The organism is Actinacidiphila sp. bgisy167, assembly GCF_965342175.1.
In the GTDB taxonomy this organism is placed as follows: Bacteria; Actinomycetota; Actinomycetes; order Streptomycetales; family Streptomycetaceae; genus Actinacidiphila.
The window spans coordinates 88059-102334 of the sequence record NZ_CBDRBL010000004.1 but is presented as its reverse complement, the minus strand read 5'-3'; the positions used below and the strand labels follow the sequence as shown (position 1 = coordinate 102334).

The window sequence follows — 14276 nt, the reverse complement described above, 5'->3', positions numbered from 1 at the left end:
CGTGACCGCGCATCGGCACTTCGGTGACACCGCCGAATTCGCCGCCGCGGTGGAGCAGTTGGCCGACCCGCTCAACGATCCGCTGCCCCGGGCCGCGGAACCCGCCGCACAGCCCTCCACCGCGCCGCTGACCTCTGCGCCGGTCGCGCCCCAGGGCGAGGTCCCTGGGCGGCCGGCCTACGAGGAGGGTTTCCAGGGGGCCGTGCGGTCGGGCTACGGGCAGCCGCCGACCGGCCCGTGGCCCCCCCGCCCGGTGCCGGAGGCCGAACCCGCGCCGACCGCGCCGGGGCCGATGCCCGTACCGGCTCCCGGGGAGCCGCCCGAGCCGGGTCCCTGGCACGGAGGAGCCGCCGAGCAGCCGTACTCCGCGCCGGCCGGGGCCGTCCGGCGGCACCTCAGCGAGGAGGAGCGAGCCGCCGTGCGCCGCCGGGTCGCGGGAGCCCCCGGCGACACGGTGGCGATGCCCGCGGTGACCGTGCCGGAGCCCGGACGGGATCAGGACCGTGACCGTGACCTGGCCCCGGACCTGGGTGGGGACGGGGAGGAGGACGTGGACCCGGCCCGGGGGGCGCCACCGCCCGCCCCCGACGCCCCGACGCCCGGGGTCGGCGGCCGAGCCGCCCGGCGCAGAGCCGCCCAGGAGGCCGCACGGCGCGGCGGCAGGGGACGGCGGCGTTCCGGTGCCCAAGTGCCGTCCCCGGACGCCACAGAGGCGGCGACGGGCCCCCTGGCCGCGACCCCGGCGTCCCCGGCCGCGCCCAGGTCCCGTGTGGAGGCCCGACGCGCCGCACGCGCGGCCAAGGAGAGCCCCGCGGTGATCGCCAGCCGGGTGGCGGGCGAGCTGTTCATCACCATGGGCGTGCTGATGCTGCTCTTCGTCACCTACCAGCTGTGGTGGACCAACGTCCTCGCCCACCAGCAGGCCGGCGGCGCCGCCAGCACCCTGCAGAAGCAGTGGGACGTGGAGAAGGACCCGAACCGTGATCCCGGCGCCTTCACGCCCGGGCAGGGCTTCGCGATCATGTACATCCCCAAGCTGGACGTGAAGGCGCCCATCGCCGAGGGCGTCGACAAGCACAAGGTGCTCGACAAGGGCATGATCGGCCACTACTCGGGTGCGCTGGAGACAGCCATGCCGTGGGACAAGAAGGGCAACTTCGCGCTCGCCGCCCACCGCAACACCCACGGCGAGCCGTTCCGCTACGTCAACAAGCTGGTGGCGGGGGACAAGGTCGTGGTCGAGACGGAGAGCACGTTCTACACGTACGAGATCACGAGCATGCTGCCCTCCACCCCGCCCTCCAACATCTCGGTGATCAAGCCGGTCCCCGTCGGATCGGGCTTCACCAAGCCGGGCCGCTACATCACACTGACCACGTGCACACCGGAGTTCACCAGCACGTACCGGTTGATCGTCTGGGGCAAGATGGTCGAGGAACGGCCGCGCAGCAAGGGCAAGCCGGACGCCCTGGTCGGGTAGGCCGGGAACGGACGCACACAGATCGGGGCAAGTGGTGACGACCACCCAGCATGACCGCGCCCAGGAGGCCGTGCCGAGGCGGCGCTCCCTCTCCTGGCTCGCCGCCACCATCAGCGTCATCGGTGAACTCCTCATCACCGCGGGCGTGATCCTGGGACTCTTCGTCGCCTACTCCCTGTGGTGGACCAACGTCCTGGCCGACCGCGCCGCCGAACGCGACAGCGACGCCGTGCGGCGCCAGTGGGCCGTCGACCCCGGCCCGGGCAAGCTCGACACCAAGGGCGGCATCGGCTTCCTCCACGTCCCCGCCATGGGCAAGGACTTCGAGGTCCTGGTGAAGAAGGGCACCTCCTCGAAGGTGCTCAACGAGGGCGTCGCCGGCTACTACACCGAGCCCGTCGAGGCGGCCATGCCCTGGGACAAGAAGGGCAACTTCAGCCTCGCCGCCCACCGCGACGGCCACGGCGCGAAGTTCCACAACATCCACAAGATCAAGAACGGTGACCCGGTCGTCTTCGAGGACCGCGACACCTGGTACGTCTACAAGGTCTACGAGATCCTTCCCGAGACCTCGAAGTACAACGTCGACGTCATCGACCAGATCCCCGAGGAGAGCGGCAAGAAGAAGGCCGGCCGCTACCTCACGCTCACCACCTGCACCCCGGTGTACACCTCGCGCGACCGCTACATCGTGTGGGCGGAACTCGTCCGCACCCAGAAGGTGGACGCCCGGCGGACGCCCCCGGCGGAGCTGCGCTGACGCGGGGCCGGCCCGTCCGGGCGGACCGGCGGGAAGCACACGGAGGGGGTCGCGGACACCGGGTCCGCGGCCCCCTCCGCCCTTGCGCGGCACGCTGTGCGGGCTCCAGCTCGGTGGTGCGCCACGGCGCGTCACACGCGCGACGCCAGGCGATGGGTACGGGCGCTGAGACGGCGGCGCTCGGGGGCGCAGGTGGTGCGGCGGGCGGTGGGAGGCGTCGCGGTGGGAGGCCGCCGCGGCCCCGTGAACAGGTCGCCCCCTCGGCGATGGCACGGCGGTCCCATCGGGCGCGGTTCTGTTCCGCCGGCGGCACCAGTCCGCCGGCGGGGCCGGTGCGCGCGGGGCTGCGCGCGTCGGTGAGCAGCAGCGAGGAGGCCCGCTGTCTCGGTGTCGTCGGGCACCAGGCGGTGCAGCATCCGGGTCAGCCGGATCGCTTCGGCGGACCGTTCCGGCGCGGTCAGGCCGGTGCCGTCGCCATCGCCGGTGGTGGCATGTCCCCACGCCGACGCGACGCGAGGCGCCAGCGGTTGTACCGATGTCCCCCGAGGCCGGAGGCCACCGCCGACGGGTGCCGCGCGAGGGCTTCGGCCAGGCCTGGCCCGCCAGGCAGAAAGCCGCGGGGAGGCGGTCACCGTGGTGACCGCCTCCCCGCGTCGTCAGGCGTGGTGAGCGGCTGCGTCAGCCGCCGTTGCCGCCGTTGACGAAGCCCCCGGGGCCTCCGGGGCCTCCGGGACCCGTGTTCGGGTCCGTGGCGAAGATCGTGAGCGTGTCGCCCGGCTTCATCTGGGTGCCCTCCACCGGGTTCTGCATCTGGACGACGGCGTTCGGGGCCTGCGACGAGTTGGGCGCGAACTGCAGCTGCACGCCGAACTCCTGCGCGATGCCGTTGACGTCCGCGACCGTCTTGCCCTTCAGCGGGGGGATCGCGTTGGTGGACGGCGGCTTCGCGATGACCAGGGTGACCGTCTGGCCCGCCTTGACCGTGCTGCCGGCCGTCGGGTCGGTCCTGATGACCGTGCCCGCCATGTGGTCGGCGCTCTCCTCCTCGGTGGTGGTCACGCTCAGACCGTCCGCCTTGAGGATCTCAGTGGCCTCGTCCTTGGACTTGTTGCTGACGTCCTTGATCGTGACCTCTTCGGGCGCCACGGCCACCGTGAGGGTGATCGTCGTGCCCTTGGCCCGCTTCGCGCCGCCCTCGGGGTCCTGCTTGAGGACGGTGCCCTCCTGCTCGTTGGAGGTCTGGGACTGCTTGTCGACCTCGAAGCCCGCGTCCTTCAGCTCGCTCTCGGCCTCGTCGAAGTCGTCGCCGGTGACATCGGGCACCTCGACCTTCTCGGTGCCCTTGGAGAGCTGCAGGGTGACGGTCTGGTCCTTAGGGATGTTGGTGTTGACCTCGGCCGACTGCTTGCAGACGTGGTCCTTGGGCTGGTCGGCGCAGAAGATCGAGTCGCCGAACGCGATGGTGACCCCGCCGTTCGTCGCCCGCTCCTCGGCCTCGGACTTCGTGTCGCCCACGAACTGCGGGACGGAGATGGTGCCGTCACCGGTGTCCTTCGGGGAGAACAGCGCCTTGCCCATGAAGATCGCGCCGATCAGGACCAGGACGGCCGCGACGACCAGCAGGATCGTGGAGGTGTTGTTCTTCTTGGGCTTGCGCCGGCCGCCGCCCTGGGGCTGGTCGTAGCCGAAGCCGCCGTCGTCCTCGCGCATCGGTGGCAGCATCGAGGTGCCGGGGTCCTGCTGGGGCGGCAGGGCGGTGGTGGGCGCGTCGTTGCCGTAGCCGCCGTAACCGCCGCCGTTGTAGCCGACGGAGCCCAGGGCGACCGTGGCGGCCACGGGCTGGCCGTCGAGGCAGGCCTCGATGTCGGCACGCATCTCGTCCGCGGACTGGTAGCGGTAGTTCGGGTCCTTGGTCAGCGCCTTGAGCACGATGGCGTCCATCGCGGGCGAGACCTCGGGGTCGTAGACGCTCGGCGGCTGCGGTTCCTCGCGCACGTGCTGGTACGCGACCGCGACCGGCGAGTCGCCGACGAAGGGGGGCCGCACGGTGAGCAGCTCGTAGAGCAGGCAGCCGGTGGAGTACAGGTCGGAGCGCGCGTCGACGGTCTCGCCCTTGGCCTGCTCCGGGGAGAGGTACTGGGCGGTGCCGATCACGGCCGCGGTCTGCGTCATCGTCATGCCGGAGTCGCCCATGGCGCGGGCGATGCCGAAGTCCATGACCTTGACCTGGCCGTTCCGGGTCAGCATCACGTTCGCGGGCTTGATGTCGCGGTGCACGATGCCGGCGCGGTGGCTGTACTCCAGGGCCTGGAGGATGCCGGTGGTCATCTCCAGGGCCCGCTCGGGCAGCAGCTTGCGGCCGGAGTGGAGCAGCTCGCGCAGCGTGGACCCGTCCACGTACTCCATGACGATGTACGGGATGGAGACCCCGTCGACGTAGTCCTCGCCGGTGTCGTACACCGCGACGATCGACGGGTGGTTCAGCGAGGCGGCCGACTGGGCCTCACGGCGGAACCGGGCCTGGAAGGACGGATCGCGGGCGAGGTCCACCCGGAGCGTCTTCACGGCGACGGTGCGGCCGAGCCGGGTGTCATGGGCGATGTACACCTCGGCCATGCCACCGCGGCCGAGCACCGAGCCCAGCTCGTACCGGCCGCCGAGGCGACGCGGCTCTTCCATAGCGCTTGCCCTTCCTAAACCGTCCGTGTGGCTGCTCGGGCATACCGTACCCGCCGCCGCGTGCCGATCCCGGCCCTGGCCGGTAGCCGATATACGACCGGTATCGCAACGTGCGATTTCGCGCACATTCGTGGGATACGGCGTGACCGGCGTCACTGGTGCAGCACGGCCTCCATGACGCTCTTGGCGATCGGGGCGGCGAAGCCGCCACCGGAGATGTCGCCGCGGTTGGCGCTCGCGTCCTCGACGACGACGGCGACCGCGACCGGGGAGCCCTGGTCGGTCTTCGCGTAGGAGATGAACCAGGCGTAGGGCTTCTCGCTGTTGTCGACACCGTGCTGGGCCGTACCGGTCTTGCCGCCGACGGTGACGCCGGGGATGCGGGCGTTCTTGCCCGTGCCGTCGTTGACGACGGTCTCCATCATCTCCTGCAGCTTCTTGGCGTTCTCGGCGCTGAGCGGCTGCGAGAACTCCTTCGGCTTGGTCTGCTCGACCACGGCGTTGTTGGGGGCGCGCAACTGGTCGACCATGTACGGCTGCATCAGCTTGCCGTCGTTGGCGATCGCCGAGGCCACCATCGCCATCTGCAGCGGGGTCGCGGCGGTCTCGAACTGGCCGATGGACGACAGGGCCGTCTGCGGCTTGTCCATGGTCTTGGAGATGTTGCTCGCCGCGGCGCGGACCGGGGTGAAGATCTCCTGGTTGAAGCCGAACTTCTCGGCCTCCGCGACCATCTTGTCGCGGCCGAGGTCCGCGCCGATCTTGCCGAAGACCGTGTTGCAGGAGTACTGGAGCGCCACGCGCAAGGTGGCGTTCTTGCAGGGGATGTTCCCCTCGTTCTCCAGCGGCGTGGTGGTGAAGGGCAGCATGTAGGGCACCGGCGAGTCGGTCTTCTCGTCGATGCTGTTGTACAGCCCGTCCTCCAGCGCCGCGGCGGCCGTGACGACCTTGAAGGTCGAGCCCGGCGGGTAGGTCTGGCGCAGCGCCCGGTTGAGCATCGGCTCGTCGGGGTCGTTCTCCTTCTGCAGGGCGTTCCAGGCCTTGCTGTCCTTCTGGGAGTTGCCCGCGAAGGAGGAGGGGTCGTACGAGGGCGTGCTGGCCAGCGCCAGGATGGCGCCGGTCCGCGGGTCGATCGCGGCGACCGCGCCCTTCTTGTTGCCCAGGCCCTTGAAGGCGGCGCGCTGCGCCGCGCCGTTGAGCGTCGTGACGACGTCGCCGCCCTGCTTCTGCTTGCCGGAGAGGATGTCGACGGTGCGCTTGAAGAAGAGCCGGTCGTCGTCGCCGGTGAGGATGGAGTCGTAGATGTTCTCGAGCTGGTTCGAGCCGAAGGCCTGGGACGCGTAGCCGGTGACCGGCGCCCACAGCGGGCCGTCCTTGAAGGTGGCCTTGTACTTGAAGTCGCTGCCGTTGGTCTCGGCGTGGCCGGTGATCGCCTTGCCGTCGACGATGATGTCGCCGCGCGGGGTGGCGTACTGGTTGATCGCGACGCGGCGGTTGTGCGGGTCGTTCTTGAGCTCGTCGGCCTGGACGAACTGGATGTAGTTCACCCTGACCAGCAGGGCGAGCACGAGGAGTCCGCAGAAGATGGCGACACGGCGCAGGGGCTTGTTCACTGGGCGCGCACCACCTGGGTCGGCTCGGCATCGGGGGACGGGGCGGGGGCCGGCGCCGGGCGGCGCGCGGTGTCGCTGATTCTCAGCAGGATGGCGACCAGGGCCCAGTTGGCGATCACGGAGGAGCCACCCTGGGCGAGGAACGGCATGGTCATACCGGTGAGCGGGATGAGGCCGGTCACACCGCCGGCCACGACGAACACCTGCAGCGCGAAGGCTCCGGACAGGCCGATGGCCAGCAGCTTGCCGAAGGGGTCGCGGGCGGCCAGCGCGGTGCGCACGCCGCGCTCCACGAGGAGTGCGTAGAGCAGGAGGACGGCCATCAGTCCGGCGAGGCCCAACTCCTCGCCCACGGTGGCGAAGATGTAGTCGCTCTTGGCCGCGAAGCCGATGAGCCGGGAGTAGCCCTGGCCGAGTCCGGAGCCGAAGATGCCGCCGGAGCCGAAGGCCCACATGGCCTGGGCGGGCTGGTTGGCCTGGCCGGTCTCGACGACCGTGCGGAAGGGGTCGAGCCAGTCCTCGACGCGGCTGTGGACGTGGGGTTCGAAGCTGCCCACCACCACGGCGCCGCCGACCGACAGCAGCAGGCCGAAGACGATCCAGCTGGTGCGTTCGGTGGCGACGTAGAGCATGATCACGAAGAGGCCGAAGAAGAGCAGCGAGGTGCCCAGGTCGGTCTCGAAGACCAGGATCAGGATGCTGAGGGCCCAGATCACCAGAATCGGACCGAGGTCACGGCCGCGGGGCAGGTACATCCCCATGAAGCGGCGGCTGGCGAGCGCGAGCGCGTCCCGCTTGACCATGAGGTAGCCCGCGAAGAAGACCGCGATGATGATCTTCACGAACTCGCCGGGCTGGATGGACATGCCGGCGATGGTGATCCAGATCCGGGCGCCGTAGACCGGTGGGAAGAACACCGGGAGGATCAGCAGGACCAGCGCCACGACCATCGAGATATAGGTGTAGCGCTGCAGGATGCGGTGGTCCTTGAGGAAGACCAGCACGCCGAGGAAAAGCGCGACACCCAGCGTCGACCACACGAGCTGGGTCGGCGCCGAGGAACCGCCGGGGAGTGTGGGTTCCTGATCGAGGCGCCAGATGAACACCAGGCCCATGCCGTTCAGCAGGGTGGCGATCGGCAGCATCAGCGGGTCCGCGTACCGCGCGAACTTGCGGACGACCAGGTGGGCCACCAGCGCGATGGCGCCGAGGCCGAGGCCGTAGGCGAGCATCCCGGCGGGCAGCGAGCCGTTCTTCGCCAGCCCGACGTTCGCGTACGCGAAGACCGGGATCGCTACGGCGAAGGCGAGGAGCGCGAGCTCCGTGTTGCGGCGGCTCGGTGCGCCGACCGACGTGATGGTCGTGGTGTTGGTGACAACGCTCATGCTGGACTGAAGGCCCTCCTGCTCACTGCTTAGCTGCCGGTCGGGCACTGTTCGGCCAGCGCCTGGTCCTCGTCGGAGAGGGTGGGACCGGTCGACGGGCTGGTGGAGGGGCTCGTGTCGGGCTTGGCGGACTCGGACGCGTCCGGGGACGGGCTGCCCGCGGTCTTGCCGACGGCGGTGTCGGCGCCCTGCTGCTCGTCCTTCTTGGCCTTGTCCGCGGCCGCGGCGGCGGACTTGGCGATGGCTTCCTTGGTCTGGCAGACCTCGGCCTGGTGCTCGAGCTCGTCCGCGGTCCTGCGCGCGTCGCTGAGGCCGCTGGTGGCGATCGTCGCCGTCACGTACTTGCGCTGGTTCTGCGGCAGGTACTTGAGTTCGATACCGGGGCGGTCCTCGTGGACCTTCGACAGGTCGATCCAGGCCAGTTTCTGCTCGATGCCCTGGTAGATCGCCGCGTGGTCGCCCTTGACGCCCACGTAGTACTGCGTCTGCGTCCAGCGGTACGCGCCGTACACGCCGCCGCCGACGACCCCGAGGACGACCAGCAGGAGCAGAGAGCGCTTGAGCCAGCGGCCGCTCTTGCCGGGCTTGTCCGGCTGCGCGTCCTCGAACGCGTCGAAGTCGCCCGCGGGCGCCCCCGCCTGCGGGTCACCGCTGCCCGGCGGGCCGAATGAGCCCTCGGCAGAGGGGTTGCGGCCGAGCTCGGAGGCCCGGCCGGCCGGGGTCTGCAGGTGCCGCGGGTCGGACAGCGGCAAGTGGTGCCGGCTGTCGGCGACGGCGCCCACGACGACGGGCGTGTCGTGCAGCTGCGCGGCCAGGGTGTCGCCGGCGTCGATGTCCAGGACGTCGGCGACGATGCAGGTGATGTTGTCGGGGCCGCCGCCGCGCAGGGCGAGCTGGATCAGTTCCTGCACGGTCTGGGCGGGTGCCTGGTACCCGGCGAGGGTGTCCTCGAGGGTCTGGTGGCTGACGACGCCGGACAGGCCGTCGGAGCAGATCAGGTAGCGGTCGCCGGCCCGGACCTCGCGGACCGACAGGTCGGGCTCGACCTGGCCGCGGCCGTCCAGGGCGCGCATCAGCAGCGAACGCTGCGGGTGCGTGCCGGCCTCCTCCTCGGTGATCCGGCCCTCGTCGACGAGCCGCTGCACCCAGGTGTGGTCCTGGGTGATCTGGGTCAGCACACCGTCGCGGAGCAGGTACGCCCGGGAGTCGCCGACGTGCACCAGACCGAGCCGCTGGCCGGTCCAGAGCAGGGCGGTGAGCGTGGTGCCCATGCCCTCCAGCTGCGGGTCCTCCTCGACCATGACGCGCAGCTGGTCGTTGGCGCGCTGCACGGCGGTGGCGAGGGAGGTGAGGATGTCCGAGCCGGGGATGTCGTCGTCGAGGGGGACGAGGGTGGAGATCACCTCGGACGAGGCGACCTCACCGGCGGCCTGGCCGCCCATGCCGTCGGCGATGGCGAGCAGTCGCGGACCGGCGTAGCCGGAGTCCTCGTTGCCCTCCCGGATCATTCCCTTGTGCGAGCCGGCGGCGAAGCGCAGCGACAGAGTCATGCGCACCTCGCCCGTCGGCTCCGGGTACATCCGCACGCTGCCCACCCTCTCGCTCGCGCTCGCTGGCTGTGCTCGCCCATTGTGCGACTACTTCCGCAACTCGATGACGGTCTTGCCGATGCGGATCGGCGCACCGAGCGGGATCGGGGTCGGCGTCGTGAGCCGGTTCCGGTCCAGGTACGTGCCGTTGGTGGATCCCAGGTCCTCGACGATCCAGTTGCCGTCGCGGTCCGGGTAGATCCTGGCATGGCGGCTGGACGCGTAGTCGTCGTCGAGCACGATCGTGGAGTCGTGCGCCCGGCCCAAGGTGATCGTCTGGCCCTGGAGCGCCACCGTGGTTCCCGCGAGCGAGCCCTCGGAGACCACCAGTTTGGTGGGGGCTCCGCGCCGGGCCCGGCTGTTGTTCTGCTGCTGACGGCCCTGCCCGGCCGGCGCCTGCTGGCGCTGCTGCGGGGGACGCGTCTGGGCCTCGCGGCGCCCGGCCGTGCGCTGGGTCACCCGCGTCCCGAACAGGTCGCTGCGGATGACCTGCACGGCCACGATGACGAACAGCCACAGTACGGCGAGGAAACCCAACCGCATGACCGTCAGGGTCAGCTCTGACATTGCCCCCGCTTCACCCTTCGGCTTGCCGGTACACGATGGTGGTACTGCCCACGACGATCCGTGAACCGTCGCGGAGCGTAGCGCGTTGGGTGTGCTGTCCGTCCACCACGATGCCGTTCGTCGACCCGAGGTCGACGATCGTCGAGGGCGAGCCCGCCCTGATCTCGCAGTGGCGGCGGGACACACCGGGGTCGTCGACCCGGACGTCGGCCTCGGTGCTGCGGCCGAGCACCAGGGTCGGACGGGAGATCTGGTGGCGCGTGCCGTTGATCTCGATCCAGCGGCGCACATGCGTGCCGGCGCCGCCGGCGACCGTGGGGCCGCCTCCCGGGAGCCGGGTGACGGGCGCGGCGCCCGGCGGCGGACCGGCCGGCATCGGCGGCGGGCTCGCGGGGCGCTGCGGGGCCTGCGGCGGGTAGCCGTAGCCGCCGCGGCCGGCGGGGGGCTGCTGCTGGTACGGCTGTTGGTACTGCTGCTGCGGCTGCTGCGACTCGCTGGAGGCGAGGGTGCGGCTGCGCACCCGGTACAGGCCCGTGTCGAGGTCGTCCGCCTTCTCCAGGTGCACCTTGATGGTGCCCATGAAGGTGTAGCGCTGCTGCTTGGCGTAGTCCCGCACCATGCCGGCGAGCTCCTCGCCGAGCTGGAGCGCGTACGGGCTCAGGCGCTCGTAGTCGGAGGTGCTGAGTTCGACGATGAAGTCGTTGGGGACCACGGTGCGGTCCCGGTTCCAGATCGTCGCGTTGTTGTCGCACTCACGCTGCAGTGCGCCCGCGATCTCCACGGGCTGGACCTCGGACTTGAACACCTTGGCGAAGGTGCCGTTCACGAAGCCCTCGAGACGCTGCTCGAACTTCTTGAGTACTCCCACGGTGCACCTCCCTCCTCGAGGTCCTGCGGTCGCGCACGGCGGTCTGCCGTGATCTTCCGGTCCGATCCTTCCGGTACTGCTTACTGATCGTATCCACGCGCCGGGAAAACCGCTGGTTCCCCGGTTGGTCCCACTGGACCGGTGTCAACAGTGCCACGGTCCGGGGCCGCTCTTCACAGGGATGGTAGAGGCGGCCCCTGCCAGTGTCCCGCAACAGAGGACGGTTGCCCTCGCTCGGGGGTGCCGGGAAACGGATGTGATTCCACCCTGAGCAGCGTGCTAGTGTTCTCGATGTCGGAAGGGGATGACGCACCGGACGGGGAGAACCCCAGGGTGTGGCGGACCACAGAAGACAGCACCCATGCGCGGGTGGCGGAATAGGCAGACGCGCTGGATTCAGGTTCCAGTGCCCGAAAGGGCGTGGGGGTTCAACTCCCCCCTCGCGCACAGCGGAGAAGGGCCTCCGGTCGTGACAAGAATCACGACCGGGGGCCCTTTTCCATGTCCTGGGTCGATGTCCCGGGTCGACGTCCCGGGACGATGTGCCGCGCCGGTCAGGAGGCGGGCCGGCCGAGCCCCGGCGACCGGGCGGCACTTCGCGTGCTGGAGCCCCCTCCCCGGCCGTTCCCGACCGGGGAGGGGGCTCTCGCGCGGGAACGCCGTTCCTTGGTGAGGCGGATCACATGTGCGGCGGGCCCCGGGGCCTCGCCGTCTCAGGACACGACGCGCAGATGGGTCGGCCAGCCGATGCGATCGAGGAGCCGGAACATCTCCTTGATGTCGGCCGGCCGCAGCTTCACGCAGCCCCAGGACGCGTAGTCGCCGACACCGTCCCAACGGCGGTTCTCTCTGCCGCCCGGGCTGCCGTCGCGGTTCATCTCGGAGTGGATGAACATCTCCGTGCGCTTCGCGGTGCCCTTGGAGCACCGCATGTCCTCGAGGTAGACGGCGTAGCCCTTGATGAGCCTGCCGTTGTAGGCCCGGGACTTGAGCTTGATCCTCCAGTTGCCGTTGGGGATCCAGCCCCTCGTGAGCGCGCAGTCGTCCTTGCTGCCGGTGCCCGATCCGGCCCGGTAGCGGGCCATGAGCCGCGTGCCCTGGTACACGGAGAGACGGGAGTCGGCGGGGTTCTTCTGGTTCTTGTCGTAGACCAGGGCGGTCGCCGTGGTCGCTGTGACTGCCGTGGCCGCCGATGGCGCCGTGCCGTGCTCCTGCGCGGCGAGTGCCGGTGCCAGGTTCAGGGTCAGGGCGGCCGCCGCGGCTCCGGCGATCAGGGCGGCGCGCAGGTGACGTCCGTTGCTGTTCATGTCTTCCCTCGTTCTCGCGTGCGGCTCCACGGCGCCTGGGGGCTCCGGCCGCGGAGATGCGGTGTCCGTTGTGCTCGCGGGCGCCCCCACCGCCGTGGCTGGGTGCGAGCGCGTCCGCGGGCCGGGGCGGACGGGCGCTGCCGCCCGCCCCGGCCCGCGGTCAGGCGACGGCCAGGCGGACCTGGGCGGACCGGGTGCCGGCGAAGGTGAAGGAGAACTGCTCGCGGACCCCGGAGGAGCATGCGGACTTTGTCTTGTAGTCGCCGTTGCCGGCGTTGATGCGGACCACGGCGCACTTGCCGTCCGTACGCGTGTCCTGGAGCCAGCCCTGCACCGTGACGTTGTTGCCGGAGCAGCGCAGCTTCCACTCGGCCGTGGCGCCGTCGATCAACGGAGCCGCTTCGGACGGGCAGGTGGCCGCGCTCGCCGGGCCGGCGGTGGCGACGGCCAGGCCACTGGCGAGGACGGCGGCCGAGGCGACGGACGTGATGATCTTGTGGATAGCGGACATGAGTGCCCCCTTCGGGCAGCGTGCTGACAGGAAGCGGACCGGAGGAGACGGGGACGTCTCCGCCCCGGCGCCGGGGCGGAGACGTCCGGGAGTGCCGGCCGCGGAACCAGCATCGCCGCCACGACAGGGTGGGCGGACGCGATTCCGGTCGCTTGCCGAGGCACATCGATGCACCCTGTATGCCGGGCCTCTGAGCTGCTGTTATGTGCCGGCGCGCAGAGGAGGCGCGCCAGCGGGACGCCATGCGGGGAGCGGGAAGGCTGTGCTGGTCACCCGGAAGCCGGGGGCGGCGGGCTCGGGATCTGCTGGTACGCGGGTGTGTCGACGGGTCGGCGCTGCTTCACCAGCAGCACCAGCCAGGTGCTCTCGTCGACCCGACCGGTGCCCGGCAAGCCGTGCGTGCGCTGGAAGTAGCTCACGTCCGCGGCGGTCGCCGCGGTGAACCGCCCCGTCACGGGGGTGCCGCCCTGCCCCACGTTGTTCAGGAGTTCCTGCGCGGCCCGCACCGCGGAGGCGTCGGAACCGGGGCCGACCTGCCCTTTGACCAGTGCCGGCCAGGTGAGATCGCCGACCTTGCCGTCGGCCGGCAGTTCCTCGCGTCTCTGGAAGTCCATGACGGCGTCGCGGGTGTCCTCCCTGAAGAAGCCGTCCGGGCGCACTTCGTAGCCGTGCGCGTTCAGCAGGTACTGCAGCGCGCGGGCTCGGGTGAACTGATCGCCCTCGCGCAGGTACAGCAGGGGCCACCGGTACCGGGCCTTGTTCACGGAGCCGGCCGCGGCCGCCCCGTCGGCCGTGGCCGCGGTGCCCCGGCCCGAGAGCCGTTCGTGGAAGACCGCTCCGGCGCTGAACGTCACGACCACGGCCGCTGCGACCAGGACCGGCCGCAACCACCGGGCACGGCGCAGGCCGACGGCGCCCCGCCCGGCGGCCTCGTGCGTCCCCGGGACGAGGTCGTCGACTCCGGGGGCCGCGTCCGATCCGCCCGCGTCGTCGGTCGGTGCGGTGTGCTCCTCGCCGTTGTCAGCGCCCCGTGGGCGGGCGTTCTCCCGCAGCGCGGTCCGGCACAGCGTCCGAGCCTGTTCGAGTTCCGCCGCCGGGGCGCTCAACTGGGCGTGCAGGGCCTCCACCACCCGCAAGGGAGCGGTCGACAGGTGTTTGGGGTTCAGGTAGCGCGAGAGCGTCGTCTGGTCGACCCCCAGCCGTGCGGCCAGTGCCTGCTGCGTCGGCCGGGTGCCGCCGTTCGGGCTCCCCGCCTCCTCCCACCAGCGGCGCAGCAGCCTGGCCAGCCGCACACCCGCGTTCTGCTGGTTCTGGTCGCACCGCTCCTGCGCCATAGAGGTTTCTCTCCCCGTCGTCGTGCGGAAAATGGGGCCTTCCACATCGCGTGCATGGCGACATAGCAGCAGGTCAGGTGCGTGCATGAGGGCAGCATCGATGCGTCGGCCCCGGGGGCGGAGAGCGTAGCGATGTCTCCGGGGGTCCGGTACCGCCGCCTTCGGACCGTCTGCGGCCTCACA

The 14276-nt window shown here is 70.8% G+C and carries 12 protein-coding genes and 1 tRNA gene; 3 read left to right on the top strand and 10 right to left on the bottom strand.

Features of this window, described 5'->3' with window-relative positions; translation table 11 throughout:
• The first annotated feature begins 1 nt into the window (after position 1).
• Positions 2–1480: a class E sortase gene (locus tag ACRWND_RS02730; protein WP_431945432.1), complete on the top strand. Its 1479-nt coding sequence runs from the start codon at positions 2–4 to the stop codon at positions 1478–1480.
• Between the two features lie 31 nt (positions 1481–1511).
• Positions 1512–2240: a class E sortase gene (locus ACRWND_RS02725; protein WP_431945430.1), complete on the top strand. Its 729-nt coding sequence runs from the start codon at positions 1512–1514 to the stop codon at positions 2238–2240.
• Here ACRWND_RS02725 and ACRWND_RS02720 read toward each other — a convergent pair.
• The 7 genes from ACRWND_RS02720 to ACRWND_RS02690 form a co-directional block, all read right to left on the bottom strand.
• On the bottom strand, positions 2128–2553 hold the full coding sequence (locus ACRWND_RS02720) for a hypothetical protein (protein WP_431945428.1): 426 nt from the start codon (positions 2551–2553) through the stop codon (positions 2128–2130). The genes ACRWND_RS02725 and ACRWND_RS02720 overlap by 113 nt on opposite strands.
• Before the next feature lie 365 nt (positions 2554–2918).
• Positions 2919–4919, bottom strand: coding sequence for a Stk1 family PASTA domain-containing Ser/Thr kinase (gene pknB, locus ACRWND_RS02715; RefSeq protein WP_431945426.1), 2001 nt, complete (start codon positions 4917–4919; stop codon positions 2919–2921).
• Between the two features lie 152 nt (positions 4920–5071).
• Positions 5072–6532 (bottom strand): peptidoglycan D,D-transpeptidase FtsI family protein, encoded by a 1461-nt coding sequence (locus ACRWND_RS02710; RefSeq protein WP_431945424.1) that lies wholly within the window; start codon positions 6530–6532, stop codon positions 5072–5074.
• A complete protein-coding gene (locus tag ACRWND_RS02705) occupies positions 6529–7917 on the bottom strand; it encodes an FtsW/RodA/SpoVE family cell cycle protein (protein WP_431945422.1) in 1389 nt (462 codons plus the stop codon). The genes ACRWND_RS02710 and ACRWND_RS02705 overlap by 4 nt, the downstream gene beginning before the upstream one ends.
• A gap of 29 nt (positions 7918–7946) precedes the next feature.
• On the bottom strand, positions 7947–9497 hold the full coding sequence (locus tag ACRWND_RS02700; RefSeq protein WP_431945507.1) for a PP2C family protein-serine/threonine phosphatase: 1551 nt from the start codon (positions 9495–9497) through the stop codon (positions 7947–7949).
• A 57-nt stretch (positions 9498–9554) separates the two neighbouring features.
• A complete protein-coding gene (locus tag ACRWND_RS02695) occupies positions 9555–10073 on the bottom strand; it encodes an FHA domain-containing protein FhaB/FipA (RefSeq protein ID WP_431945420.1) in 519 nt (172 codons plus the stop codon).
• A gap of 10 nt (positions 10074–10083) precedes the next feature.
• A complete protein-coding gene (locus tag ACRWND_RS02690) occupies positions 10084–10941 on the bottom strand; it encodes an FhaA domain-containing protein (protein WP_431945418.1) in 858 nt (285 codons plus the stop codon).
• A gap of 363 nt (positions 10942–11304) precedes the next feature.
• On the opposite strand from ACRWND_RS02690, the gene ACRWND_RS02685 reads away from it, so the two are divergent.
• Positions 11305–11388: transfer RNA gene (locus ACRWND_RS02685), tRNA-Leu, on the top strand.
• A 266-nt stretch (positions 11389–11654) separates the two neighbouring features.
• On the opposite strand, the gene ACRWND_RS02680 is transcribed toward ACRWND_RS02685, so the two are convergent.
• From ACRWND_RS02680 to ACRWND_RS02670, 3 genes are all read right to left on the bottom strand, one after another.
• Positions 11655–12248, bottom strand: a complete 594-nt coding sequence (locus ACRWND_RS02680; protein ID WP_431945416.1) for a L,D-transpeptidase family protein — start codon at positions 12246–12248, stop codon at positions 11655–11657.
• 160 nt (positions 12249–12408) lie between these two features.
• Positions 12409–12759: a hypothetical protein gene (locus tag ACRWND_RS02675; protein ID WP_431945414.1), complete on the bottom strand. Its 351-nt coding sequence runs from the start codon at positions 12757–12759 to the stop codon at positions 12409–12411.
• A gap of 269 nt (positions 12760–13028) precedes the next feature.
• Positions 13029–14093, bottom strand: coding sequence for a peptidoglycan-binding protein (locus ACRWND_RS02670; RefSeq protein ID WP_431945412.1), 1065 nt, complete (start codon positions 14091–14093; stop codon positions 13029–13031).
• Between the last annotated feature and the right edge of the window lie 183 nt (positions 14094–14276).